This window comes from Anaerobacillus sp. QJM3NY_32 (assembly GCF_056173645.1).
In genome coordinates this window covers 681188-706469 of sequence record NZ_CM149684.1, presented here as the reverse complement: position 1 = coordinate 706469, position 25282 = coordinate 681188, and the positions used below count along the sequence as shown (strand labels likewise).

At 38.8% G+C, this 25282-nt stretch carries 23 protein-coding genes and 1 riboswitch; of the genes, 6 read left to right on the top strand and 17 right to left on the bottom strand.

Annotation, left to right across the window (positions count from 1 at the left end; genetic code table 11):
* Window positions 1-78 precede the first annotated feature (78 nt).
* The 5 genes from AC0VYH_RS03865 to AC0VYH_RS03845 all read right to left on the bottom strand — a co-directional run bounded on the left by AC0VYH_RS03865 (window position 79) and on the right by AC0VYH_RS03845 (window position 8102).
* Complete coding sequence (locus AC0VYH_RS03865) at window positions 79-1386, bottom strand: ATP-binding protein (protein WP_475366584.1); 1308 nt, start codon at window positions 1384-1386, stop codon at window positions 79-81.
* Window positions 1387-1567: 181 nt separating this feature from the next.
* Window positions 1568-2077 (bottom strand): GNAT family N-acetyltransferase, encoded by a 510-nt coding sequence (locus AC0VYH_RS03860; RefSeq protein ID WP_283152946.1) that lies wholly within the window; start codon window positions 2075-2077, stop codon window positions 1568-1570.
* 202 nt (window positions 2078-2279) lie between these two features.
* A complete protein-coding gene (locus tag AC0VYH_RS03855) occupies window positions 2280-3884 on the bottom strand; it encodes a cation:proton antiporter (protein WP_194219944.1) in 1605 nt (534 codons plus the stop codon).
* Window positions 3885-4142: 258 nt separating this feature from the next.
* Entirely contained in the window at window positions 4143-5777 is a 1635-nt protein-coding gene (locus tag AC0VYH_RS03850) for a M4 family metallopeptidase (protein WP_475373314.1), read from the bottom strand.
* Between the two features lie 408 nt (window positions 5778-6185).
* Window positions 6186-8102 (bottom strand): putative bifunctional diguanylate cyclase/phosphodiesterase, encoded by a 1917-nt coding sequence (locus AC0VYH_RS03845; RefSeq protein ID WP_194219942.1) that lies wholly within the window; start codon window positions 8100-8102, stop codon window positions 6186-6188.
* 655 nt (window positions 8103-8757) lie between these two features.
* Between AC0VYH_RS03845 and AC0VYH_RS03840 the strand changes: the two genes are divergently transcribed.
* Window positions 8758-9330: a YitT family protein gene (locus tag AC0VYH_RS03840; RefSeq protein WP_475366582.1), complete on the top strand. Its 573-nt coding sequence runs from the start codon at window positions 8758-8760 to the stop codon at window positions 9328-9330.
* Window positions 9331-9358: 28 nt separating this feature from the next.
* Here AC0VYH_RS03840 and spoIIP read toward each other — a convergent pair whose 3' ends face one another.
* A complete protein-coding gene (spoIIP, locus tag AC0VYH_RS03835) occupies window positions 9359-10531 on the bottom strand; it encodes a stage II sporulation protein P (protein WP_475366581.1) in 1173 nt (390 codons plus the stop codon).
* A 232-nt stretch (window positions 10532-10763) separates the two neighbouring features.
* Between spoIIP and AC0VYH_RS03830 the strand changes: the two genes are divergently transcribed.
* From AC0VYH_RS03830 to AC0VYH_RS03820, 3 genes are all read left to right on the top strand, one after another.
* Complete coding sequence (locus AC0VYH_RS03830; RefSeq protein ID WP_430246915.1) at window positions 10764-11090, top strand: c-type cytochrome; 327 nt, start codon at window positions 10764-10766, stop codon at window positions 11088-11090.
* Window positions 11091-11259: 169 nt separating this feature from the next.
* Window positions 11260-11397: riboswitch (FMN riboswitch) on the top strand.
* A 144-nt stretch (window positions 11398-11541) separates the two neighbouring features.
* On the top strand, window positions 11542-12123 hold the full coding sequence (locus AC0VYH_RS03825) for an ECF transporter S component (RefSeq protein ID WP_242057313.1): 582 nt from the start codon (window positions 11542-11544) through the stop codon (window positions 12121-12123).
* Between the two features lie 141 nt (window positions 12124-12264).
* Window positions 12265-13740 carry an amidase family protein gene (locus tag AC0VYH_RS03820; protein ID WP_475366580.1) on the top strand — a complete coding sequence of 492 codons (1476 nt, stop codon included), beginning with the start codon at window positions 12265-12267 and terminating at the stop codon, window positions 13738-13740.
* Between the two features lie 86 nt (window positions 13741-13826).
* Here AC0VYH_RS03820 and AC0VYH_RS03815 read toward each other — a convergent pair whose 3' ends face one another.
* A complete protein-coding gene (locus tag AC0VYH_RS03815) occupies window positions 13827-15527 on the bottom strand; it encodes a peptide ABC transporter substrate-binding protein (protein WP_194219938.1) in 1701 nt (566 codons plus the stop codon).
* 394 nt (window positions 15528-15921) lie between these two features.
* On the opposite strand from AC0VYH_RS03815, the gene AC0VYH_RS03810 reads away from it, so the two are divergent.
* Window positions 15922-17340 carry an aminotransferase-like domain-containing protein gene (locus AC0VYH_RS03810; RefSeq protein ID WP_475366579.1) on the top strand — a complete coding sequence of 473 codons (1419 nt, stop codon included), beginning with the start codon at window positions 15922-15924 and terminating at the stop codon, window positions 17338-17340.
* Window positions 17341-17460: 120 nt separating this feature from the next.
* On the opposite strand, the gene AC0VYH_RS03805 is transcribed toward AC0VYH_RS03810, so the two are convergent.
* The 6 genes from AC0VYH_RS03805 to AC0VYH_RS03780 form a co-directional block, all read right to left on the bottom strand.
* Window positions 17461-17583 (bottom strand): YuzL family protein, encoded by a 123-nt coding sequence (locus AC0VYH_RS03805; protein ID WP_194219936.1) that lies wholly within the window; start codon window positions 17581-17583, stop codon window positions 17461-17463.
* Between the two features lie 63 nt (window positions 17584-17646).
* The gene (locus AC0VYH_RS03800; protein ID WP_430246725.1) at window positions 17647-18144 is read right to left on the bottom strand and encodes a DinB family protein; all 498 of its coding nucleotides are present in this window, start codon (window positions 18142-18144) and stop codon (window positions 17647-17649) included.
* Between the two features lie 29 nt (window positions 18145-18173).
* Window positions 18174-19172: a ribosome small subunit-dependent GTPase A gene (gene rsgA, locus AC0VYH_RS03795; RefSeq protein WP_475367450.1), complete on the bottom strand. Its 999-nt coding sequence runs from the start codon at window positions 19170-19172 to the stop codon at window positions 18174-18176.
* Window positions 19173-19538: 366 nt separating this feature from the next.
* Complete coding sequence (locus tag AC0VYH_RS03790) at window positions 19539-20717, bottom strand: thiolase family protein (RefSeq protein WP_475366578.1); 1179 nt, start codon at window positions 20715-20717, stop codon at window positions 19539-19541.
* 422 nt (window positions 20718-21139) lie between these two features.
* Entirely contained in the window at window positions 21140-21586 is a 447-nt protein-coding gene (locus AC0VYH_RS03785; RefSeq protein WP_475366577.1) for a GNAT family N-acetyltransferase, read from the bottom strand.
* A 126-nt stretch (window positions 21587-21712) separates the two neighbouring features.
* A complete protein-coding gene (locus AC0VYH_RS03780; protein ID WP_194219929.1) occupies window positions 21713-21952 on the bottom strand; it encodes a hypothetical protein in 240 nt (79 codons plus the stop codon).
* 136 nt (window positions 21953-22088) lie between these two features.
* Between AC0VYH_RS03780 and AC0VYH_RS03775 the strand changes: the two genes are divergently transcribed.
* Window positions 22089-22451 (top strand): YuzC family spore coat inner layer protein, encoded by a 363-nt coding sequence (locus AC0VYH_RS03775; protein WP_430246731.1) that lies wholly within the window; start codon window positions 22089-22091, stop codon window positions 22449-22451.
* A gap of 3 nt (window positions 22452-22454) precedes the next feature.
* Here the strand turns inward: AC0VYH_RS03775 and AC0VYH_RS03770 are convergent, their stop codons facing one another.
* The 4 genes from AC0VYH_RS03770 to AC0VYH_RS03755 form a co-directional block, all read right to left on the bottom strand.
* Window positions 22455-22922, bottom strand: coding sequence for a hypothetical protein (locus tag AC0VYH_RS03770; RefSeq protein WP_475366576.1), 468 nt, complete (start codon window positions 22920-22922; stop codon window positions 22455-22457).
* Window positions 22919-23128 (bottom strand): helix-turn-helix transcriptional regulator, encoded by a 210-nt coding sequence (locus AC0VYH_RS03765; protein WP_430246735.1) that lies wholly within the window; start codon window positions 23126-23128, stop codon window positions 22919-22921. The genes AC0VYH_RS03770 and AC0VYH_RS03765 overlap by 4 nt, the downstream gene beginning before the upstream one ends.
* A gap of 126 nt (window positions 23129-23254) precedes the next feature.
* Window positions 23255-23746 (bottom strand): universal stress protein, encoded by a 492-nt coding sequence (locus AC0VYH_RS03760; RefSeq protein WP_475373313.1) that lies wholly within the window; start codon window positions 23744-23746, stop codon window positions 23255-23257.
* Window positions 23747-23857: 111 nt separating this feature from the next.
* On the bottom strand, window positions 23858-25207 hold the full coding sequence (locus AC0VYH_RS03755) for a TrkH family potassium uptake protein (RefSeq protein ID WP_475368408.1): 1350 nt from the start codon (window positions 25205-25207) through the stop codon (window positions 23858-23860).
* Between the last annotated feature and the right edge of the window lie 75 nt (window positions 25208-25282).

The window sequence follows — 25282 nt, the reverse complement described above, 5'->3', positions numbered from 1 at the left end:
GTAACGAGAGATGACGGTCGTTTCCTAAATATGTGATATTTTTGATATTGTTTGATATTTAACGTCATTTCATTTTTTCTACAGGGTATGTCCGTTATCCCCCTGGTATGACGCCAAATTAACTACTGTGTTGTCTAAGGAATGTGACAGTATGGGAAAGCTAATTGAAAAAGTTGTCCCGTGATTCACTTCACTATGTACGTCAATTTTACCATGGTGATCCTCTACAATTTTATAGCTGACCATTAAACCAAGCCCAGTCCCATTTTCTTTCGTTGTATAAAAAGCTTGATCTAAATGCGGAATGTCTTCTTCGGCAATTCCAACTCCTCTATCCATGATATGAATAGTTGTCCAATCACCATCATTAACAAGCTTCAAGCGAATTTCTCCTCCATCAGGCATCGCTTCCATTGCATTTTTCACCAAGTTAAGTATAACTTGTTTCAACCTAACGTCTTCCCCCATGATCTGAACTTGCTCTTCTGGAAAGTTAGTATAAATCGTGATTTGCTTATGTTCTGCTTCCTGCTGCAATAAACTAACAACGTATTCGAGACAGTCCGTTAAGTTAATCGGTTTCAAATTAATTGATTGTGGCTTGCCAATCACCATTAAATCATTAACGATTATCGTTAATCGTTCTAACTCCTGTAGCATAATCTTAGAATATTTCGGGTTGTAGGTTTGCTCCGATTCTTGCAGCTGTACAAATCCTTTAAGAGAAGTTAAAGGGTTCTTAATTTCGTGAGTGACTCCAGTCGCAATCCTTCCAATAAAAGCTAACTTCTCATTATGCGCAGCTTGCTCATACGATTTCACAATTGTGTTTAAATAGGATTGGAATCGATTTAAAATAATAAACGTAATTCCCGAGAATAAAAGAAGTATAAGAATCGGAAATACAACGACTGGCGACATTGTAAGAAAGCCCATAATGGCATACTTCCCTGTTATTCCAGCCACAACAGTAATATAAAATCGTTTGTTCACGAACAAAGGAGAGAACAAAACAAAGAATAGCTCAACTGGGCTTCCGCTAGCATACATCTCGTCTGTTCCAATGTACCGAAAAATCTCTGTAATGAGAGCAGTCGCCATGAATACTACAAAAAAGAAATATTTTGTAGCAAAAGGCTGCTCTCTATTTGAATACCACTTGGAAATAGGAATTAATGAAAATTCGATGGCATAGATCATCATTAGTGGAATGAGTTCTTTCGATTCATTTAGCAAGATCATAGTCGTATCGGGATCGATTAAAGGACTAATAATAAACCGATACACATCATATAAAATAACGGATACAAAAAACAGAAAGATAAATAACTTATTTGCCCGTCTTTCTTCCTCAATCTTGATTTCATTACGTATAGGTGAACGCATATTAGCTCCTTACCCCGCTCATGCAGTTACATATTTTTCAAAGCAATGATGATTATACCATAAAATATTCGACAAAAATCTCCAAATTCCTCTATTTTTGTAAGTATCACTGAAGGTATGGATTCTAATGATTATCACGCGAAATTCACATAAAAAAACCCTACAGTTTTTTTGTAGGGTTTTACATATATTCATTTTCCTTCATGAATTTTTCTTCATCTATTTTGTTTTTAACAACAGGTGGTTCAACCGTTAGTTTTGATAATCCAATTCGTTCCATGACGTTGTTTACTTCTTCTGAAGACACTTTATTGTTCACTTTTTCGTCTGGAAATGCCCAGTTAACGAGGGCGCTGGCCATTTCAATGGCGTACCCCTTGTTACGATACTCAGGTATCAGATGATACCCAACTTCAAGATTACTTGACGCTTCCATATTTTTATATCCCATCGTGCCGATTACTTTTTCATCAGAAGTATGAATCAATATGCCTTCCCACTTGTGACTCACTCTTGAAATAGCAGAGTCATTTAGATGAAAAGGTAGGAATTCTTCGAACTGCACATTTTTAAACTCTTCAGGTACTTCAACATGTAACAGCTTCTCTAATTCTTTCTTATCAGTCATAGCTTTAATTAAATCAAATGAGAAAGGAATAATGGTCAGACGATCGGTCTGAAGATAAGGCATTTTCTCTCAAAAGTCCTCCTTATGAGTTATTTTCTTGTGGTTGAAAATGACTTTTTACACTATACCTTATTGCTTTACTTACTGTAAACAATACCCCGATCATTTAATAATAAACGGAATATTCCCATCATTGCACGTGCTTTGTCCCTTTCTTTACTAGGATATGCAAGCCAAAGGAAAAAGCTGCTACAAATGTAGCAGCTTAATGTTTTCTTTTCGAATCTTTCACAACTTCTTCTTCTTCAAAATCCGCCAGCCCATTATTTAATAGTTCTTTATACTTTCCAGCTATTTCACCTGAAATGATTTCTTCCTGTTCTAGCTCGTTAATTTTATCGTACTGGGCATAAAGTGAGTGCTTTCGTAACGTAATTAACTGACTTTTTTTAAGTTCAGGATATTGATCTAATAAAGCATCAAGTTCACGATGACTGTTGTCAATTTCATTCTGGTAACTTGTCAACAATTCAGAAAAAACTGGTTCGGGAACGAATAGCTGTGTCTTCAGTTTTTTAATTTCTGCAACTCCAGCTTCATGACGATGCAGATTCGCAACAATGTCTTCATACTCTTTCGATCCGCTATGCTTCGCTCTTAAACCGAAGTAGCTAATTAGTGGTTTAATCGTTAGACCTTGAACAACTAATGAAAATAAAACAATACTAAATGTAAGAATCAAAACGGTGTCTCGTCCTGCAAAATCTCCCGGAAGACTAAGGACTAGCGCTATGGATAACGACCCTTTTAAACCGCCCCAATTAAGGACATGTCTCCATGACCACGGAAGACCTTTAACAAGTAAGGTGCTTCCATAGACTGCAATACTTCTACCTATTAGAACAATTAAAAGCGCAAGTCCTATCGTACCCCACTGATCGGCGAAATTAATTCGAGTAATTTCAAGACCAACCATTAAGAAAACAATGGAATTTGCTAATAAAGCGGCAACATCCCAAAAGTTGTTGATATTTAATCTTGTTGTTGGACTCATTCCAACTTTCGAACCAAAATTACCAAACGTTAAAGCTGCTACAACTACTGCAATAACCCCGGAAACATGGATACTTTCTGCAGTTAAATAGGAACCATAGAAAAGGAGAATACTAAAAATAATTTCAAGTGGATAATCATCAAAGTACTTTGTAAGGATTGAAATCGCATATCCTAATCCTCCACCGACAAGCAATCCACCAGCAACAACTTTTATGAATTCAAAAGCACCGCTCGTTAAGCCGCCCCAGCCCATATCAAGATAAGCTAAAAGAGAGAAGGCTGATATTTTAAATAAAACAACTGCAAGCCCATCATTAAATAAGCTCTCTCCCTCAATTACTGTAGAGAGTTTGTGATTTACGCCCATACTTTTAAAAATCGATAATACACTAACGGGATCTGTTGCACTCATTAATGCAGCAAAGACGAACGAAACTGGAATTGATAATCCAAGAAGAAAGTGTGTTGAGAATCCGATCACTAGAAAGGAAAGGAAGGTTCCACCAAAAGCCAGGGCAATGATCGGCTTTTTGTTTTGATTTAAATGGGAGAAAGGCAATTTTAGCGCTGCTTCCCCTAGAAGTGCAGGAAGGAAAATCGTTAAAATAACAAAATTAAAAACGTCACCCTCCGTAATAAACATTTTAAGCGGTTCAAGTACGGGAATGTTAAACAATCCGATTAAAGTGCCAATAATCACAAGGGCAATCGGATAAGGCTGCTTCAGTTTCTTAGCTATCGCTGTAATACCCGCTGCAATCATAGTAAGGATAAGTCCAAGTTCAAAAATATGATGCATATCTAAATGTTCCATATAGAGCCTCCGATCGTAAGTATCTTCTCATTATAACCAATATCCCACAGTATTGGAAAATTCCTTTTACTTCTGTTTCATAAACATGCGGTGATCAAAACAATGTAAAAGCATACCTGATCTCTACCTTCTTTACTATCTCCTGCACTTTATGAATCATGCTCGAAAATTCACTGTTGCCTAAAGTGCTCATGATCGTTGGCTTGAACGAAACAAAAAAAGGAAGAGTTCAATGTTTGAACTCTTCCTTCTCTAACTTTAATTTACTCCAACTTGATTCCAGGCGCTTGCAACAGCATTGTATGTTGTACCTGTACCATATAGATCTGATGTCGCTTGAAGTAGTGCTGAACGGGCTGAACTAAAGTTGCTTGTAGGCGTTAAATAGAGACTTAGTGCGCGATAGTAAACTTTCTCAGCCTTGGCTTTGCCAATGCTTTGAATTGTTAGGTATGCAGCTTTGTTAGGAATTCCACTGTTCGTATGAACTCCTCCATTATCAGAAGACGTATAATAATAGTCATCCATATGAGATGGTTGTCCATACGCTTCTGGGTTAGATAGACTTCTTAATGCATCTCCTGCCTTGTTAGGTGTATAGACATCTTCACCCATTAGGAAGTCTCCTGGCTCAACGAAGTAGCCAAATACGTCCGACATCGATTCATTAAGAGCCCCTGATTGGTTCTGATATTGAAGTCCAGCTGTTCTTTCCGTAACGGCGTGAGTAATTTCATGAGCCACTACATCAAGTGCACCTGATAGCGGAGCGAATACTGATCCATCTCCATCACCGTAAACCATTTGTGAGCCATTCCAGAACGCATTGTTGTAATTCGATCCATAATGTACAGTTGAACGAATCGTGGCTCCATTGTTATTAAAGCTATTGCGATTATGTGTATTCTTGTAATAGTCATACACAACACCAGCATTGTAATGAGCATCCACTTCTGCACCTTGAGAACTAGACGTAAACGCATTGTTGCTATCTACCGCATAGCTTCCTGGAAGGGATGTTCCGTTATTAGCTGTTCTTGTTTCAATCACACCGCTCATTGCCTTCGTCGTGTCATAAAGGTAGTAGGTGCCATTTGAATAATACGTGTTGAGGGACTTATAGTTGCCAAGGACGCCATACCCGTATCCTGTTTCTGCTCCATCAGCCACTGCATTATATGCGTCTACGATCGATCCATCGCGAGCATCCACATAAACTTGCCAGTTTGCTGGATAAGGGTCGATGAATTGAAGCTGTACTTTATAAGTTAGGTAGTACTTGTTATCTTTCTCATAAACAACTTTCTCACTTTTTTCTACCATATCAAAAGCATCAGATTTTCTTACAAAGCTTGGTTCATCACTCACAACGTTCTGTGGTTTTACATCAATGTGATCCCATGCTTTCTCAAGTGCCTCTTTATCAGAAAGCTTTACATCTGAACTTCCTTTATAATTCTTAGATGCTTCTGGATGAAGGTCTCCATTTACAGCTGTAACTTCGCCTTTTTCATCCGTATGTACGATGAATTTTGCTCCGTCGATCTGAACACCCTTTACTGTTTGAACATATTCATAGTGTGTCATTCCGAGCTCATCTGTCGTTTCATTCACTAGTTTCAAATCTTTCGTTTTCACTTTGAAGAGAGATTCGTTTGACTTAAGATATGATTTCACGGCTTTCTCTGTTTTCACATTCTTTTCTGATAGTTTACCAGAAAGGAATGAAGGGACCTTACGTTCACTTTCCCAATCCTGCTTTACAATTTCCATTTTTTCCAGGGCTTGTTTCTGCTCCGCATTTAAGTTGTTAGAAGAAGCAGCAGAAGCAGACGGGAGAGCTGAACCAAACGCAAGACCTGTTGCAAGTACAACGGCAATTCCTTTTTTCATTTCATTTCCTCCGTTTCAGAATAGTGAGAATTTTTGGTACATTTGTAGATTATCACAGAATTCTTAATGTTTGTATTGGGAAATATAGAGGAAAACATGAGTTTATAAGTCGTTATTTCACTTTGAATTTCCCAATAACAACTTTGTAATCTACGTGGTATAATTTTCTTGTGCTCATCATAAAATGTAAATTTATTACATAAATGGGTGGTTAAATGAAAATAAGACAGACCAATGGCCTGTCTAGAAAGTGATGATTTATTATTTATCTACCAATGGTACTACATTTGATTAAAGTAACATTTCTCGGATGTTAGCATTTCTACCCTACTTTTTTCAATCGTAATCTCTTAACTAGTACATGTTTCGAATATGTTTCCACCTTTCTGAATGTCCAAATTTAAAAATTCACTTCATATAACTATGCATATACTCTTCTACCCCTTCAACCGAGAGAGGTTTACTATAAAAATATCCCTGAACTTCATAACAATCTAACTCATGCAAAATCCGTAGCTGCGCTTCCGTTTCTACCCCTTCTGCAATAATCTCAAGCCCAAGGTGATGAGCCATTGAAATAATTGTTGTCACGATGGCTAGGTCTCCTGAGTTACTCGTAATATCACGAATAAATAACCGATCGATTTTCAAGCGATTAATCGGAAGCTTGTTCATATAACTTAACGAGCTATATCCCGTTCCGAAGTCATCCATACTTATTTCTAGTCCTAACTCTCTTAGCCTGTTCAATTTCTCGATCGTTTCCTTTTCATTAAACATAGCCATGCTTTCTGTAATTTCCAATTCAAGTGACGAAGGCGCAAGCCCCACATTTTGCAGTATAGAGGAGATAGTACAAACGATATCCTCTTGATAAAAATGGCGCTGTGATAGATTAACCGCCATCGTTAGATTCTCTCCAAAATAACACTGCCACTTTTTCAGTTGCTGACAAGCCTGACTCATTACCCACTTCTCAATCGGTATGATTAACCCTGTTTCTTCAGCAGCGGAGATAAATTCATCCGGAGAAATCAATCCGATAGACGGGTGTTGCCACCTAACAAGCGCTTCAAATCCAATCACACTGTTCGACCTCGTATTGATCTTAGGTTGGTAGTGTAGGATCAGCTCGTCTTCATCAATGGCACGACGCAAATCGTTTTCTAATACGATCTTATGTAAGGTTTGATTACTCATCTCTTCTTTATAGAAAGCGTAGTTATTGGTGCTCTTGTCTTTCACATCATACATCGCCATATCCGCATACTTTATCAGCTCAGCTGCATCCTTCCCGTGCTGCGGATAAAGCGAAATACCAATACTTGCCGTCAACAAACATTCCTGATGATCGATTAAGAGTGGATATTGAAATGACTCAAGCACATGCTGTGCAAGAAGTGACACACCCCTTTCTCCCAAATTGCCTGTCACTATAATGGTGAATTCATCTCCCCCAAGACGTGCAACAACAAAACGATCATCTAATACTTCAGAAAGACGCTTTCCGATTGCTTGAATGACTCGATCTCCGAATTCATGACCAAATAAATCGTTAATTCGTTTAAATCGATCAAAATCGAGCAACATAATCGCAAATGAAACCTGATTTTCATGCATTAATAAACGTTCTAGCTCTTCATTAAAATATCTGCGATTTGCCATGCCCGTCAGCTCATCATGATAAGCTAAATAATGAATCATTTTCTCTGCGCGGTTGTTCTCAGTGACATCCTTCGCAATCCCATAAACACCAACAATACGCCCACTGATCATAATAGGTACTGTGGAAATATATAGCTCTTTATAGTCTCCTATTTTAGTCTTTATTAGAACCTCAAATTGATGAACCTCTCCCTGTAAAGAACGCTTAAACATACCTTTAGCAAGATTTGCATTCTCCGGAGCGACCACATCTTCAAATGTCATTCTCTTAAGATCTGAAATGGAGTAGCCGGTATATTCCGAAGCAATGAAATTTACACTTATAAACTTTCCATTCGGATCAACAGAAAATACAGCATCAGGGTTATGATGAAACAAAGTTTGAAACTGTTGCTCGTGCTTGACTAACTGTTCGGACTGCTCCATTTGTTTCAAAACTCCATACCGATCAGGAATATAAATAAGTAGACCGATACACAACAGGTTGAATGCAAGTGCAATAAGATAGGGATCACCTTGCTGATCGAGATTAATAATCAACTTTTCCTCGATCATTCCATAAAACACGAGGTACGGTAAAAATAAAAAGACCGTTCCTGAAGCAAGGCTACCTAACACATTCCAGCCCAAACTAATTAATAAGTTTTCATCACTATTCATAAGATGAAGAAACCTAACAATGCATAGAGAAAACCCTATAATAAGCAACAAAGCTAATATCAATTGAACGAAATTGAATGCGATAACTTTATTGAAATACACAAGGTTCCCTATAAAAAAAGTTAAAAAGATACCTCCCGCTACTAGGAATCCACCCCTGAGTAAAAATCGCCCTCTCCAATTTTTATTCAAAATTATCCTTATAACAATATAACTAATCACACTGCTTAATAACACAATAATCAGTCCGTGAAACACCAACACTTCTCTATCGTTTATTTCCAAAACAGATAGATTCACCATTATATTAATAGAATAAAAGAAAACTCCTAATACGAATGAAACTATCCCAATCTTCCATTTTGGTTGTTCACGCTCTTTCTTTAAGAAAAGACGGATGAATGAGAGCCCGCCATAGAAGGTAAGAAAAGAGACAAGAAAACCCAAAATAACAAATATATATTCTAATTGATATAACGAGATGATTGACTTCATTAAATCCTCCGACTTTCTTCTATGTCTCTCCGAAGACAGACGTTTTCATAGTATTTTGGGATAATCCATTGCTATTGAACAGATATTAGAGAAACCCGTTATGAACTCAGCCATTCTTACATAAATATGATACAACCACGACCAAGCAGGTGAGTATGATATGTATCAAAAAATCGCTGCAGTAATATCTGGAAGCATCCTAGTTGGTGCTGGCATTAACGCCTTTCTTGTACCGAACCATCTCATCGATGGGGGAATGATCGGAATTGGCCTCATTATCAAATACATTTGGGGCTATCAAACAGGATTTACCATTATTTGTTTAAGTGTACCTCTCTATATTATTGCGTTTCTATATTTTCGGCCTTACTTCTACAATAGCCTTCATGGTTTATTACTTTCTTCATTTTTTATTGATATTCTCTCTCCCCTTCGATATACGTTTTCATTTCCGATCCTTACTAGCGCTGTCCTTGGCGGCTTTTTTGTTGGATCAGGCATTGGTATTATGTTGAGATATGATACAAGCACCGGCGGAACAGATCTGCTTGCTCAGTTCATCTCCCGTGTCCTCTCATTGAATATTGGTATCATTATCTTTCTCATCGATGGGGTTGTTATTATTATCGGTTCAAAGACGATTGGATTGAATGCTACATTATACTCTGCCATAACTATTTTTGCAGTTGGAATTGCGACTAGCTTACTAACATTAAATAAAGAAGCTGCTTAAAAGCGCTGTGCATATGCACAGCGCTTTGTTAGTTATTTACTTTTTGGGTCTTCCAGTAGTGTTCACTAACGACATCCGCAATCGCTTTAACTGTTCGACTCAGCTGTTCGAGGTTATTATCTACGCCCCCTATTTCAATTAACATAGCGTTAGGAGATATGTCCTGGTTGTAGATACCGTCTACCCCTTGACCTTTTTTACCAATAACTCCCCTGCTGAGCCCAGGATACTTGGTCTTTAATTCTACATGTAAATCCTTTGCAAGTGCTAAGTTTTTCTCGTAATTTGGATTCTCTTCTCCAATAACAAAGACCGTACGAGCATATTCCTCATTGTTAATTGTCACTGTCGTATCTTTTTCTCTTAAGGAGTCTCGATGAATATCAATAAACAAATTAAAATCATCATTTCCTGCCACAGCCGATTGTACGATTGTTCTAGACACATCATATGCTTTACCGTGTTCCCAACCTTTTTCATTTAAAAGTGCGCCTATATTTGAATCATCTACTTTTGCTCCAATCCCTCTCTCAGCCAGTTCTTCTCCGAGCATCTTACCAACTAACGTAATATTCGTTTTTCCATCATTTGCAAGATTTGCATTTTTGTTGCCTTCAAGTCCTAGTAATGGCAGATATGATTCATAACTATGAGAGTGATAAATAAAAGCTACTTTTCGGCCATTTGTTGTTTGAAGAGGAGGTGTTACTTGATCCTTGGAATCATTTATCTGTAATTTTTCAGTTGGAACTTCACGTTCTTTTAACAATTCATCTAATGCAGGAGTTGATTCAATAGGGAGATTAGTGAAATTCGTCCCTTCACCGGCTACGTGGATTTTAGCATCATATAATGCAAACCCTGGTAGCTCCCCACCCAAAAGACTACGTATATCCCCGGGTTTCACACTCGTAATAAACTGAAAGGCAACTAAGGACAGCGCTGGCGGCTCACTTTCCTCTGGTAGTACTTGAGTCAAGTAATGGTTTTCCGTCCCCATTCCATAAACGAGAGCTTCAGTCGAGAAACTTGTAATCCAATCATGTAACACAGAAGAGGAGAGTTGATACTTCGTTTCTGATGAGGAAATCATTCCTGCTACAATAAACAGGAGAATAAGTCCTACAATTGAAAAGAAAGAAACAAACCTAATTTGTCTACTGCTTGTATCACTAAACAGCATGCGTGAGCTGCTCTTCATTTCCTGTCCCCCCGCTCCTTAAACGTCATACTCTATGTCTATGAATCCGCACCCCAAAATAGAAGATTTTTTCACTAGTGATCATAGAAACGCATACATAATTCAGGAAGAAATAAGCAAAATATATTTGATAATTGAATGTTTGAAAAGTATGATAAAGATGAGGATACAGGAGGTGAACAGAATGGGAAAATCATCCGCATATATTACTGCAATAATTTTGTTCCTAGTTATGGTTGTAGGCTTTACATACTGGCTATCCACAACCGAAGAACATGCTGGTGGAAATGAAGCCGGCCATAGTGAACAGTCTGAAGAAGGCGGTGGAGATTCAGCTGGAGGAGAAGCCGAGAAAATCTTCTCTCAAAACTGCGCGTCATGTCATGGTGAAAACCTTGGAGGCGGTGCTGGTCCTGCTCTTGAAGCAGTAGGTGGCAAGTATTCAAAAGATGAAATTCTAGAAATAATTAAGAATGGTAAAGGCGGCGGTATGCCTGCTGGTGTCATCCAAGGTGGAGACGCTGAAAAGGTCGCAACGTGGCTCTCTGAGAAAAAATAATAGCGCTTTATTTTAAGCTCTCCCTCTTCAAAGATGGAGAGCTTTTAAGTTTATGTCTCTGCTAGCCCCCCTAAAAAGAAAGCGTTATCACAAAATAGCATATGTTCAAGATGTTTTCATTGAGATATCGCTACTTTCGCTGTATAATGAACTTGTAAATATTATAACGAACTATCTTCGGGGCAGGGTGTAATTCCCGACCGGCGGTGAAGGATAAGTAATTCCTCAAGCCCGCGAGCCTGTAATTTGGGCAGGATCTGGTGTGATTCCAGAGCCGACAGTATAGTCTGGATGGGAGAAGATGGTGGAGTAGTAAGCTTTCTTTGAATTATAACAGAAGCTTGCTTATTTCCCCATGCCGTAACCATGAGCCCCATACTCATGGTTTTTTGTGTGCACTGGGGCCACATCTCCTTTTTCGGTGGTTCGAAAAAAAGGGAGCAATGTCAAAATGAAAAGTGTTTCAAAAACGCAACGTATGATTGTCGTTGCGATGTTCAGCAGTATTTCTTACTTGTTAATGCTTTTAGATTTTCCACTGCCTGGATTTCCTGTTTTTCTACAAATAGACTTCAGTGAAATTCCAGCACTATTTGTTGCCATTCTGTATGGTCCAGTTGCTGGGATACTTGTAGAAGCGATTAAGAATTTCATTCACTTTGGAATTCAAGGAAGCTTCACCGGAGTACCAATTGGTCAAATATCAAACTTCATTGCAGGAGTTTTCTTGATCGTACCAACTTCTTTAATCTTCCGTAAATTTAATCAAACTCAGAAAGGGTTAGCACTGGGATTGACGCTCGGAACGATTCTAATGTCGGCAGTGATGGGACTGTTGAACTATTTAATTATTCTTCCAGCATATACGTGGTTTATGGGCTTTGAAGAAATGTCTTCATCAGCTCGTCAGGCTCTCGTATTAACAGGAATTACACCATTCAACCTTGTAAAAGGCGCTATTATAGCAAGTATATTCGTTGCCTTCTTTATAAAATTAAAACCTTGGTTTGCTCGTCAAACGAGAGTTGCATAAATATCAAAACCCGAATCTTACAAAGAGATTCGGGTTTTTTATGTGAATTGAAAACGAACGCTCAAGAACTGACTATTGCAAAAGGATTTTACCAATTTTTGTTGAAATAGTTACAAAAAGGATTCTCATGGGGGATACTATATGCTGTCATTAGAATGGTTAGAAAAATCAACGATCCTTGATCTTCAGCAAGCAATGTTAGAAGACAACCTTACTTCTCTCCAGCTCGTACAGTACTATCTTGAACAAATCGCAAATTATAATCCACGAGTAAACGCTATACTAGAAATCAATCCTGACGCCCTTTTTATTGCAGAATCTCTTGATCGTGAACGCAAACAAAATGGACCCAGAAGTCCATTACACGGAATCCCAATCCTGCTCAAAGATAACATCAACACCGATGACCACATGCATACAAGTGCAGGTTCTATGGCATTAGCTTCTTCTTATGGCAAAAATGACGCTTTTCTAGTAAAAAATCTTCGCCACGCTGGTGCTGTGATTCTCGGGAAAACCAATATGACCGAATGGGCTAATTTCATGAGTGAAACAATGCCTAATGGATTTAGTTCAAGAGGCGGTCAAGTCTTTAATCCCTATGGGCCTGGAACACTTGACGTCGGAGGATCGAGCTCTGGTTCTGCTGTAGCTGTTGCCTGTCATTTCGCTACGGCTGCTGTAGGAACAGAAACAAATGGCTCTATTCTTAGCCCATCAAGCTCTAATGCTGGTGTTGGTATAAAACCAACCGTGGGATCTATTAGCCGGACTGGAATTATTCCTATTTCTTATTCACAGGATACCGCTGGCCCAATGACACGCAATGTCACTGATGCTGCAATCCTTCTCGGTGTGTTATCAGGAAAGGATTCACAAGATCAAGCGACGCATTTTGTACCTGAGTACCATGATTATACGCCATATCTCTTCCCTACATTACTTGAGAATTTAAGAATAGGTGTCGTTAAAAAAGGCTATTATGATGCGATGCATCAGGAAGAACAAGAACAATTGGCTAAAGCCATGGAAGATCTTAAAACGATAGGTTGCTCTATTGTAGAAGTGAAAGAAATAAGTCCATATCAGGAAGCGTTAGAGAGAGACTACCAGGTCCTTCTCCACGAATTCAAATCAGGGGTGAACAGCTACCTTGCTAAGGAAACAACCTCTTCTGTTCCACTAGATCTATCAACAATTATTGATTACTATAACCAAAATCAGTCGACTTCTCTGCCATTTGGTCAATCGCTTCTTATCGAATCAAACCAAACGCAAGGAACATTATTTGATCCATCCTATCTTAAAAGTCGACTCCAAGATTTCAAATACGCAAAGGATGAAGGTATTGATCAACTTATGGAAAGAGAAGATCTAGATTTATTACTATTCGCAGGCTCTTACGGTTCAACACTTCCCGCAAAAGCAGGTTACCCTTCTATAACCGTACCAGCTGGTTTCACTTCTAATAACAAACCTTTTGGCATCACTCTGACTGGTAAAGCATTTAGTGAACCACAGCTTATTAAACTTGCTTACGTCTTCGAACAGCATACACATCATCGAAGATTGCCGCATTTGTTTATCAATAACCAGACGACACATGAGACAAGATGACAATCATTTATTAAAGAGCCATGATCAAACTTTTCCTTTTCACACCAAATAAAAAGCGTGAGCCTCTCGGCTCGCGCTTTTTAGGATTACTTCTCGATTGTTACCCATTTAAGAGAAGAATCAGCACCAAACTTGTGGATGTGGTAGTTTTTCACGTAGTCTTTCATGATAATAGCGGAACCACCTTGATAAGTTGGTAAGATCGCTGTATCTTCTTCGATTAGAATACGCTCAGCTTCTTGCATCATTTCCCAGCGCTTCTGCTCATCCGTTTCAGTTTTTGCATCTGAAACTAGCTTGTCATACTCTTCGTTAGAATAATCCATGCGGTTATAAGCGCCGTCTGTTTCAAACATGTAAATGTAAGTCATTGGATCTGGATAGTCTGGTCCCCAACCACCAGTTGAGATATCAAAGTCTCCTGCATCTTCAAGATCAAGGAACTGCTTCCAAGGCTGTTTGTTAATTGTAATTGTAAGACCGTCTAACTTAGACTCAAACTGATCTTTCGCATACTCTGCAATTTTGGATGCAAGGTCACTATCAGTTGTAAGGAATTCAAGTTCAACTTTGTCAGTACCTAGAGCTTCTAGCCCCTTCTTCCAGTACTCAGCAGCATCGTCTGCTGTTTGATCTGCAAGATAGCCGTCTGGAGCTGGTGCACGGAAATCTTCATCGTTAAAGAATAGGAATTCTTTTGGTACAAGATAGCGAGCAGCTACTGAACCATTGTTAAGCAATACATTTACTAGACCGTCGCGATCATAAGAAAGGTATAGCGCTTTACGAATGTCATTGTTCGCAAGTGCTTCGTTCTTCTGGTTCATACGAAGGAAGTAAATAGTTGTATCAAGAATTGTTGTGAAATCTTCGCGATCTTTAAACTGATCAACGAAATCTGCACTAAGACCAGCACGATCAATTTTTCCAGTTTCATAAAGGTTAACTCGAGTTGCTTCGTCTTTTACGATTTTGTAATTCGCTTCTTTAAGTTGTACTGTATCTGCATCCCAGTACCCATCATTTTTAGCAAGCTTCCAACCGTCGCCATGATTCCATTCAGCTAGTGTAAATGGACCGTTGTAAAGCATTGTATCAGATTCAAGAGAATAGTTTTCGCCTTGCTCTTCAGCAAAGTCTTTTGGCTGTGGATAGAAAGATGCAAATGTTAAAAGGTCGAAGAAGTAAGGAACCTCTTGAGTCACTACTACTTCAAGTGTTTTCTCATCTACTGCTTTAACACCAAGCTCTTCTACCTTACCGTATAAAGGATCGCCTTCAGTGATAATTTCGTTACCATTCTTAATTCCTGCAGCACCCATCATTGATGCATATCCGCCCATAGTATCTGGGTGAATAATTTTGTGCCATGCATAAACGAAATCATCTGCTTTAACTGGAGTACCATCAGACCAATTCGCATCATCACGAATCTTGAAAGTATAAACAGTTTCTCCGTCTTTTTCTTCAACTTGTGGCTCTTCAGCTGCCATACCTAGAACTGGCTTATTGTCTTTATCTAGACGATACAGCCCTTCAAATACCTGGTTCATTGCGTTAAATGCTACTGTATCTGTAGCCTGTGTTGAATCCATAGTCGGTATATCCTGTGTATCCGTTAAATTTAGCACCTGTTCAGCTGATCCCTCAGAGCTATCGCTGTCTCCGCTGGTTGCTTCTCCCTCACTGTTCGAGTTACTAGACGTGTTTGAGTTACCAGAACACGCTGCAAGGAAAAGGCTTAACAACAAGATGACCGAAAGCAGAAGCGAAAACTTTTTCTTCATTGTGTTACCCCCTATTTGTTTGTACCATTCAGTTGAAGATCTAGCACAATGTAGACTCTTCACAGTTAATCATTCAAACGAATACATTCGACGGAAAACGTTGTGAGATCTATAACAGGGAGGTCATATCACTCAACCTATGTAAACCAATGCCGACTATTCGTTTGAATATTAACAATTAACTGAATGATTAAATTTATTTTAAATTTCAAAAAACTTTCTGTAACCATCCAATTTAGCCAAAAGTATACCATCCAATTTGTCTTTTCCTACAAAAATATCCGTCAAATGGCTTAAAACCTGTGTTTATAGAGAATATTTAATTGTTAATTTTTTTGAAAATTTTATACAATTTTATCTAAAATTCACTATAATAGGAGTGAGGTGGTGGACAATGGCGAGATTTATACTCAATCCAGAGAGCAGCAAACCGTTGTACAAACAAATCGTTGATTACTATGAGAATTCGATTATAAATGGATCTCTTCAAACTGGTAATGCCCTTCCAGCTGAGCGTGACCTGGCTGTCCAACTAGGTGTGAATCGGAGCACCGTTACGACAGCATACGCCGAATTACGTGCAAATGGCTATGTAACATCCAGACAAGGAAGTGGCACACGCGTAAGTTCTGAGGCTGCAGATTTAATTCCTGATCATTCAATGACATGGAATAAACTACGAAATCAACATTTAGCTGAAGACTCTTCTTTGTATGGAAAACATTACGAGTATTTAAAAGACCCATCATTAATAAATCTAATATCAGGATCAATAGCGGAAGATTTATGCCTGGCAAAATCTGCTCATGAATTAACACCTTTTACAACTAAGCTTGATAATGCTCCACCAACGAAAGAGCGCGTCACTCACTCGATCTGTCGGTTTATGAAACAATCATCTCTAAGTGAACACATGGTCCTCACATCAAGCCTTGAACAAGCGATGCTCTTATCAGTTAAATGTTTTCTAAACCCTGGGGATGCGATAGCTATGGAAGAACCTGTGAATTACTCACACTTAAATATCCTAATTGTCTCAGGGATCCGAGTTATTAAGTATTCAACAGACAAGCCATTAACACAAAACATGTTTCAAAAAGAAAGCATTAAACTTGTAATTGCCAACTCCAACAACATTTACGATCATTCCTTAAGTCATTCAACTATTTTACAACAAAGAAAAAAACTGCTTTCTCAATGTGAGAAAGTAGGCATTCCTATTCTCGAAATTGTTGAAACATCATTACTTACTAATTCTGTAGGAAACGTTCTCCCTTCTTTTTTTGAATTAGGATCGAATCGTGAATTTGTTGTTCAGATTGGCCACTTCACAGGCATAGCCCCCGGCCTAAGTTTAGGATGGGTTCTTGGGCCAGAGCATGTAGTAAACCGAATACAAGAGGTTCAAATGCAACTTTGCATGACTCCTCCTCCGGTATTGCTCGAAATCGTTGATAACATTTTAAATTCTGATGAACTTCATGATCATATTGATACGATCCAAGACCAACTGTATGTACGAAAGCAGAAAGTCCTGCATAAGCTTAATACTCTTAAAGATCACATAACGATACTTCAAATAGAAGACCCTACCTCTATTTGGTTTGATTTCAAGCCATCACTTAATCGCCAGGAATTATTTGATACGCTACTAGAATCAAACGTCCTGCTTGTGCCACATAAGCAAGAGCATGCTGTAAGAATGAGACTACCGCTTTCTTATGTAACAAAAGAGCAGCTCTTAGAAGGGACAAGTCGCCTAATCAGTGTCTTGAATACATTACACGTGAGACAATTCGCAGCAATTTACTAATAGTTGGCGATAATGATTTCCATTCAAACACCGATCCTCCCGGGGAACAATTCTTCGTTGGACAGATAAAGACAAATAATCAAAAAAAAACGCTACCTCGTGCGAGGCAGCGTTTTTTGGTTACTTCTTTTTCTTTTTTCTTTGAGAATCACGGGCTGTTCCAACTTCAATACCAGTTCCTTGTCCTTCTGGCTGAGATGAAGCAAGTCCATTTGTAGTGGGGTTTGCTTTATGTTTTGCCATTTTTCTCACCTCCACCTTTTAGACTCTCCCGTGCCTCTTTTTATTATCCGATACCTTTCACAACTATGTTAAGAAAAGAGAGTGAGGTATTCCCTGTTCATTCATAAAAACTTCTATTTGAAGTTTGTGATGCTCATCGTGTTCAATTAATCCTTTAATATAACTTGTTAGACAGAGAGGATACTTATCAATATAAAACGTGTTTTCCCATTCGAATGGGCGCCATTCTAGAAGTCTCTCGACTACTCGTTTTCTTGATTTTATCGTTTCCTTCACTAATTCCTTTTGGGTAACCCCAGATCTAGCAAATTTGGCTGCACGATTGTTCACTGCTTCTACCTTTTCAAGCTTTGGCAAAATCGCTTCACTCTTCATGTATGGAATTCGCTCTTCTAATAGATAATCATCCCATTTCATGATGTGAGAGAGAATTTCAGCTGGAGACCATTTACCTGATTTAATAGGCTTAAAAAACACTTCCTCACTCATCTCCATCGCCGTCGTTTCTAACCAGTTCGTCAATGAAGCATATTCGTTTAAAATTGAACGCTCATCCGTCATCTCATCTACTCCTTCCTAAATTAAAGAGCCTAGCGATGCTTTCTAGTTCGATCTCCAGCGATTTTTTTCCACTTTTTCTTTTCCTCGAGCTGAGCCTTCTTATTCGTTTGACGTTCAAGAAAAGCAAGCTCTCGGTTGAACTTACTATAATTCTCAAACCTTCTTTCTTCTAGCGTTCCATCAGAAATAGCATTTCTTACAGCACATTTTGGTTCACCTTCGTGCTTGCAATCCCTGAAATAACATTGTTCCGCAAGGCTTTCTATATCAGGAAAACTCTGAGACAGGTTATTCGTTTCCCACAATTGAAGTTCTCTCATACCTGGCGTATCAATCAGTACGCCTCCGGTATGAAGAGAAATCAGTTCTCGACTTGTCGTCGTATGTTTACCCTTACCGTCTTCTTCACGAATGTCTTGGACAACTTGAATATCTTGTCCGTATAACTTATTTATAAGCGTGGACTTTCCTGCTCCTGACGAACCAAGAAGAGCGGTTGTCGTTCCCTCAATTAAATAAGGAGTTAATTCATCAATCCCAATCTCAGTCGCTGAACTAACCACATGAATTGGTACTCCAACTGCGACCCCAGTTAATGCATTCACTTTCTCCATGACGTTATCGCAAAGATCTGCTTTACTTAGAACAATAACGGGGTTTGCCCCGCTTTCCCATGCCATCAAAAGGTATCGCTCAATTCGACTTGGATTAAAATCCTGATTTAATGCGTTTACAAGAAAAACCGTATCGACATTCGCTACGATAATTTGCTCTTCTGTCGTCGTTCCAGCAATTTTTCGAGAGAACTTACTTTTTCTTGGGAGCAACTGATGAATGATCGCTTTATTCTCTGATTTTGGAGTAATCAGTACCCAGTCACCAACCGCTGGCAAAGCATCACGTTGTGTTACTTCAAATCGGAACTTACCTGAAAGTTCTGCTGCATAAGAACTTTCTCCTGTTGAAACGCTGTAACCTCCACGATGTTCCATTTTAACTCGAGCTGGTATAAGTCCATCTTCTGTCATAGCTTGATAATTTTCTTCAAAGTATGAATTCCATCCTAATTTTATTCGTTTCAATTGAAAGCCTCCTGATTAATAAGTGTAAATATGACAAAAAGCCGTACAATGATGTCGGCTTTTATCATACAATCAGCGTAAGTAATTAGCTGATAAAGTATAAAAAACCATAGACACAGTCGCACAGCCCATGGTTTTTGATCTTATTAATCAGAAGTAAGAAAAGGTTCCTACCCTACCAATGGGACTGTGCACAATATGCAATTAACGATGAATTCTTTTTGTTATTTACCATAATGCACAGCCCCTTTCCGTTAGTTAATACTTTTAGTATACGCAACATCGTGTGAATTGGCAATCTTTTCTGACAAATTAACTAATTTCGATTACTACGGCAATACCTTGTCCTCCGCCAATACACAGGGAGGCAACACCATATCTTCCATTTCTGCGCTTTAATTCTTTTATGAGAGTATAAAGAACACGTGTCCCACTTGCTCCAACTGGGTGTCCTAACGCGATGGCACCCCCGTTTACATTCACTCGTGAGCGATCAAGCTCTAGCTCCTTTTCAACAGCCAGATACTGAGCTGCGAAAGCTTCATTTACTTCAATCAAGTCCATATCTTGCAATGTCATACCTGCTTTATCTAGTGCCTGTCGAATGGCAGGAACAGGACCAATCCCCATGATTGAAGGATCTACTCCCGCTATTCCCCAAGAAACGATTCGAGCAAGAGGCTTGAGATTTTTAGACGTAACGTAATCTGTTCCTGCTAATACGACCGAAGCTGCCCCATCATTAATTCCACTTGCATTTCCACCAGTGACAGTTCCATCTTTTTTGAAAGCTGGCTTTAAACTAGCTAGCTTATCTTCTGTAGTACCTTCTCGAATATGCTCATCAATCGCAAAGCTTTCAACCCCCTTCTTCCCTTTTATCTCAACAGGGGCGATTTCCTCCACAAAAATGCCTTTCTCTCTTGCTTCGGCTGCTTTTTGCTGACTTCGGGTTGCATACTCATCTTGATCTTCTCTAGAAATCCCATACTTTACTGCAAGATTCTCTCCCGTTATCCCCATTCCTGTTCCAGTATACTCATCTGTTAACGTAGCCAACAGCATATCATCCATTTTAGGAGCACCCATTTTAGCTCCAAAACGATTTCCTCTTAACGTATAAGGCGATAAGCTCATATTCTCCGCTCCGCCGGCAAGGGCCGTTTGACCGTCTCCCATCATAATAGATTGAGCAGCTGATATGACGGCCTGCATTCCAGAACCGCATAAACGATTCACTGTTAGTGAAGGGCTCTCGATCGGTATTCCTGTTCCAAGAGCAATATGACGTGCGAGATAAGAAGCATTTGATGTTGAATGAATCACATTCCCAATAACAGAAAGATCAATTTCACTAGCCTCTATCCCGCTTTTTACTAGCGCTTCCTTGCTTGCCGTAATTCCTAAGTCAGTTGGACTAATATCTTTAAGTGAACCTCCAAACGTTCCAAATGGCGTTCTGGCACCCTCCAAAATAAAAACATCTTTCATGTTCTCCCCTCCATTCTTCTCTATTTTACAAACAAAAGGAAAGCGTTTACAAGTTTTTTTAGAGAGAAAAGATTTAACTCTCTTTCACTAATTGAATCCATTATTGTGCCGTGTATCCTCCATCAATGACCACTGCCTGACCTGTAATTCCTTTTGCCTTGTCGCAAAAAAACTAGTTATCTTCTTGTAAATAAACCTTTGCTTTACCTCAGTAAAAGAGACTACCCTTGTGAGACAGTGTTTTAAGATATTTTTGTTTTTTGCTTCTGATAGCCTTTCTAGTTGTTCGCTATAATCACTTGTTATCTCAACTCCTCCGGAACAAACACCTGCCCATTGATTTAAAGTCATTCTTCTATTTAAGTGACGAGAAAACTTACAGAAAACTCCATTTACTCCGATTAGACAATGGAAAAGTCAATTTATATTTTGCTATAGCTTAACCGAATCATATCCCGACAAGGAATACCGTTTTCTATAATCGTTTCAGGATAGCTATCAAAAAAACCTTCAATAACATCTGTTATTCGAAAGTGACATTTTTGATAGAGAGCTAATTGATCCAGACTTGAATTACCCGTGCCAATCTCTATCGTAGTCGCTCCAAGCGCCTCTGATCTTTGGATAGCATCGTTAATAAGCTTTTTTCCTATTCCGTTTCCCCTTCTATCCTCCCTTACTGCTATATTCATGATCTCCATTATTTCCTTTTCTTTTTCTACTAACACATAGACTCCCATCACTTCTTGCTCCTCAACCGCAACATAACAACTCCCAACTTTTAGATAACGTTCAATATGATCGAGAGATGGATCAGCATCAAGTAGAAGATCATAAGGAAAACCCTTTTTTATTTGCATTATCTTCATCAAAAAACCTCCTTACTCAGTCATTTTCATCCTACCTTTGTTCTTTTTCACAAGTTAATCATTCTATTCTTTTATGAACAATGCCTTCAAACACCATAAAAATAAAAAATCGTGCCTCGGCACGATTTAAGAAGGTTTGACTTTAGATGTAATGATAACACTGATCACTAGCGACAAAATCAAACTTATAAGATCAATAGGATTATATAGAAGGCCAAACGTAACGGTGCCTGTCACCTGTTGCCCCTTAGCCCAGGCCATCAACCAATCTGGTTGAAATATAGCATTAACAATCGAACCAATGATTAAATTCAAAATGAAATAGAAACTAATAAGACTGATCGTAAAAATAACGTATTTCTTCAAAACACCATGCTCCTTCTCCAAACGTCTTCTGAATTATTGTAACCTGTTGTAATCAAATTTCACAAATTAAAGAAAGATGCACCCCTTTTTTTATAAAACCATAGGGTAATAGCATCACATATTCAGGAGGCCTATGATGTCATTTAAACATTACAGATACAACGAATGGCCTAATCCGTATTCACCTTGTTATCCCTCTTATTATCGCCCTTTCCCTCCAATTGAAGTGACTCGTTTCCAAAAATCAGCCGAGACGTGTTCGAAGCTAATGACAGATGGAGAGAAGCTGCTTAATAAAGTGGAAAACGACGCTCAATTTGCTCATGAATTAAAAGACGCCGCTCAGAAAAATGATCATTCCCATGTTCATATGCTGATTCAACGTGCTGGCGTGACTTCTCCCTTTCACATAGCTTATACGCCAGACGCCATTCGCGTCGATCTCACAGCAGGTAATCAAGATAATTGCAGTGAATTAACGCTAAAGCTCTGCTGGTAAACGTTACTTTAACTTCCTCCGAAGAGAAAAATAAAAAACACTAACCTGAACGAACGGCAATAGTAGCAATATTAGGATCGGGTAGGCTGAAAAATAATGAGATATAAACGGTTGAAAAGTCATTGCTGCAATTAAAATAGGCGTGACAAACATCATCCCAATATAAGCATTGCGACACGCATGGGCGGTTAAAGCTTTTTCCCGTTCATCATCTTCACACAGTTCGGAAGGAAGCAAAAGCGCTTCTTTCCAACCCTTATTCTTTCTTCTCTTACTACGAGTGAATATAAAGCCAATAAAACTCGTGATCAAAATAGTCAAAAGAACAGGGAGTAGGTTAATCGTAACTTCATTTCCGTCTCCACTTATTATAGTTTGAAATTGCGAAGCTGCATCGAAATAAGTAACCATTGCCCAACCAAACAGACCAAGTATAACCAAGTTCATTAAATAAACGAAAGATAATTTCACTCCGATTCCCCCTGTAGTTGAAATACTTCCTCCACCGACATGTCAAATTCTCTACAAATATTCATAGCTAGTAATAATGACGGAACATACTCTCCCTTTTCCACAGCTGCGATCGTTTGTCTCGTTACCCCTACTTTTGAAGCAAGCTGCTGCTGCGTTAACTGAAAACGAGCTCTTAGTTCTCTAATTCGATTTTGTAATGTCACCTGAACCCCTCTCTCTCATTTCCTTTATATGTATTCTACACCAAACAAAATGTTAAGTAAACCTAACTTAAAGTTAATAATAATTAACTTTTTGACCAAAGAAAAAAGCCTGGTTTCCCAGGCTTTCTATTTTACAATTAGGACAGGACATGGCGATTGTTGAGCAACCTTCTCACTTACGCTTCCAAGCATCCATTTTTTAATCCCACTCAACCCTCGACTCCCGATAACGATTAAATCTGCTTCTGTCATAACGGCTAGATCCACGATTTCTTTCGCCGGATCGCCACTTCTTACATCGGAATAAACATTCACACCCATATGATGCAGCGTTTCTTTCACTTCTCGAAGCATTGCTTCTCCATCACTTCGTTCGACCGTTACGCCACTTTGCTCTTCAGGAATCGGTGTGGGGACACCAGCATGTCCTTCATTACCGATACTTCCAGTGCCATAAGGAATTCTCGTCGCTGGTTGAGCTGAAAGTTTATGTGATTCTTTCGCAACATGCACTAAATGAATAGAAGCTTTGCTTAGTTCTGCTAATTTAACTGCCTGGTGGAGCGCTTTTTCACTATCCTCAGAACGATCATAAGCTACTACAATTTTCGAATACATGATACTTTCCTCCTCAGTATTTGAAGTAGTATGGATATACCCCTACTGAGAGGAAAATAACGCCATTATTGAAAACGTATTCATATAGATATATTTGTTACATTAGCCTCATTATCCGGTAATAATAGGTTCTTTTGGGTAATGGTAACGTTCGAGAGGAGCGTTTCCTCGCATCATCAGTAGAAACGATATAATCCCAATTCTTCCAACAAACATGAGAAAGATAATAACCCATTTACCCGCAGTACTTAGTTCAGGAGTGATGCCAAGGGATAAACCCGTTGTACCAAAGGCTGAAGTCACTTCAAATACAATGGCAGTTAATGAGAATGGTTCTGTTGCTGAAAGAATAACGACTGCCAAACCACAAAGACCAGTCGCTGTAAAAATGACGATGAACGATTTGATAATATCATCATGTAAAAGCTCTCTCCCAAAAACTTTGACACTTTTTCGACCTCTTGCGAAGTGAACGACTGTTAATACAGCAACAGCAAAAGTAGTCGTTCGAATCCCTCCGCCAACACTGCTTGGAGATGCGCCAATAAACATAAGTAAACTTAACACTAACTGCGTAGACAGAGTGAATTCACTCACGTCCATAGTTGCGAGACCACCATTTCTCGTTGTAACAGATTGAAACAATGAATAGAATAGCGATTGATCCCATGACTTATCAGCCAAGAAATTTCCTGCTTCTAAAATCCAGATAAGGGCGGTACCGATTAAGATTAGAGCAAAGAAAGTAACCGTCGTAACCTTTGTAAACAACGTAAAGCGGTACGCTACCGTTTCTTTCTTTTGGAATAAGTATTCTTTCAGTTCGATAAGAACAGGGAACCCTATTGCACCTAATATAAGCAGAATCATGTTAATGGATTGCACAAAATAATCATTTGCATATGGGATAAGTGAGCTCCCAGTAATATCAAATCCTGCATTTGTTGTAGCACTTACTGACGCAAAAAAACCTTGCAAAAAAGCATCTTGCCACGCATCATAATACTTTAACAAATAGATCCCAAGAATAATTGTCCCTATCGCTTCAAATAAGAGAATAAGCCCGAGGATTTGTCTCATTAGACTTACAAGACCAGCTAACGTACCACGATTTTGATCTGTACTAATAAGCTGACGTTCTTTCATCCCTATTTTCTTCCCCACTAATAACCAAATAAAAGTTCCAAGGGTCATAATCCCAATTCCACCGAATTGAAGTACGAAAGCAAGGATGTATGTTCCGGTTGTACTAAACGTATCAGCAGTAGAAACGACTGTTAATCCTGTAACACTAATTGCACTTACAGCTGTAAATAAAGCATCTATAAAGCTCCATTCAACACTAGCTTGGTGGGCAACCGGAAGACTTAAGAGAACCGTCGATAATGCTACAGCCGCAAAATAGAAAAGAACAATCAGCTGGACGGAAGAAAGTTCTGTTGCTTTTTCTTTGATTTTCATATTATTCCTCCTCAGCCTCTCTGATCTATGAATAGATTATTTCGGACATCGTATTCTTGTAAATCTCACTGTTTA

Excerpts from the sequence above, each read along its gene's own strand:
- AC0VYH_RS03865 (WP_475366584.1), bottom strand. The coding sequence starts at position 1,386 with ATGCGTTCACCTATACGTAATGAAATCAAGATTGAGGAAGAAAGACGG.
- AC0VYH_RS03860 (WP_283152946.1), bottom strand. The coding sequence starts at position 2,077 with ATGCCTTATCTTCAGACCGATCGTCTGACCATTATTCCTTTCTCATTT.
- AC0VYH_RS03855 (WP_194219944.1), bottom strand. The coding sequence starts at position 3,884 with ATGGAACATTTAGATATGCATCATATTTTTGAACTTGGACTTATCCTT.
- AC0VYH_RS03850 (WP_475373314.1), bottom strand. The coding sequence starts at position 5,777 with ATGAAAAAAGGAATTGCCGTTGTACTTGCAACAGGTCTTGCGTTTGGT.
- AC0VYH_RS03845 (WP_194219942.1), bottom strand. The coding sequence starts at position 8,102 with ATGAATAGTGATGAAAACTTATTAATTAGTTTGGGCTGGAATGTGTTA.
- AC0VYH_RS03840 (WP_475366582.1), top strand. The coding sequence starts at position 8,758 with ATGTATCAAAAAATCGCTGCAGTAATATCTGGAAGCATCCTAGTTGGT.
- spoIIP (WP_475366581.1), bottom strand. The coding sequence starts at position 10,531 with ATGAAGAGCAGCTCACGCATGCTGTTTAGTGATACAAGCAGTAGACAA.
- AC0VYH_RS03830 (WP_430246915.1), top strand. The coding sequence starts at position 10,764 with ATGGTTGTAGGCTTTACATACTGGCTATCCACAACCGAAGAACATGCT.
- AC0VYH_RS03825 (WP_242057313.1), top strand. The coding sequence starts at position 11,542 with ATGAAAAGTGTTTCAAAAACGCAACGTATGATTGTCGTTGCGATGTTC.
- AC0VYH_RS03820 (WP_475366580.1), top strand. The coding sequence starts at position 12,265 with ATGCTGTCATTAGAATGGTTAGAAAAATCAACGATCCTTGATCTTCAG.
- AC0VYH_RS03815 (WP_194219938.1), bottom strand. The coding sequence starts at position 15,527 with ATGAAGAAAAAGTTTTCGCTTCTGCTTTCGGTCATCTTGTTGTTAAGC.
- AC0VYH_RS03810 (WP_475366579.1), top strand. The coding sequence starts at position 15,922 with ATGGCGAGATTTATACTCAATCCAGAGAGCAGCAAACCGTTGTACAAA.
- AC0VYH_RS03805 (WP_194219936.1), bottom strand. The coding sequence starts at position 17,583 with ATGGCAAAACATAAAGCAAACCCCACTACAAATGGACTTGCTTCATCT.
- AC0VYH_RS03800 (WP_430246725.1), bottom strand. The coding sequence starts at position 18,144 with ATGACGGATGAGCGTTCAATTTTAAACGAATATGCTTCATTGACGAAC.
- rsgA (WP_475367450.1), bottom strand. The coding sequence starts at position 19,172 with ATGACAGAAGATGGACTTATACCAGCTCGAGTTAAAATGGAACATCGT.
- AC0VYH_RS03790 (WP_475366578.1), bottom strand. The coding sequence starts at position 20,717 with ATGAAAGATGTTTTTATTTTGGAGGGTGCCAGAACGCCATTTGGAACG.
- AC0VYH_RS03785 (WP_475366577.1), bottom strand. The coding sequence starts at position 21,586 with ATGAAGATAATGCAAATAAAAAAGGGTTTTCCTTATGATCTTCTACTT.
- AC0VYH_RS03775 (WP_430246731.1), top strand. The coding sequence starts at position 22,089 with ATGTCATTTAAACATTACAGATACAACGAATGGCCTAATCCGTATTCA.
- AC0VYH_RS03760 (WP_475373313.1), bottom strand. The coding sequence starts at position 23,746 with ATGTATTCGAAAATTGTAGTAGCTTATGATCGTTCTGAGGATAGTGAA.
- AC0VYH_RS03755 (WP_475368408.1), bottom strand. The coding sequence starts at position 25,207 with ATGAAAATCAAAGAAAAAGCAACAGAACTTTCTTCCGTCCAGCTGATT.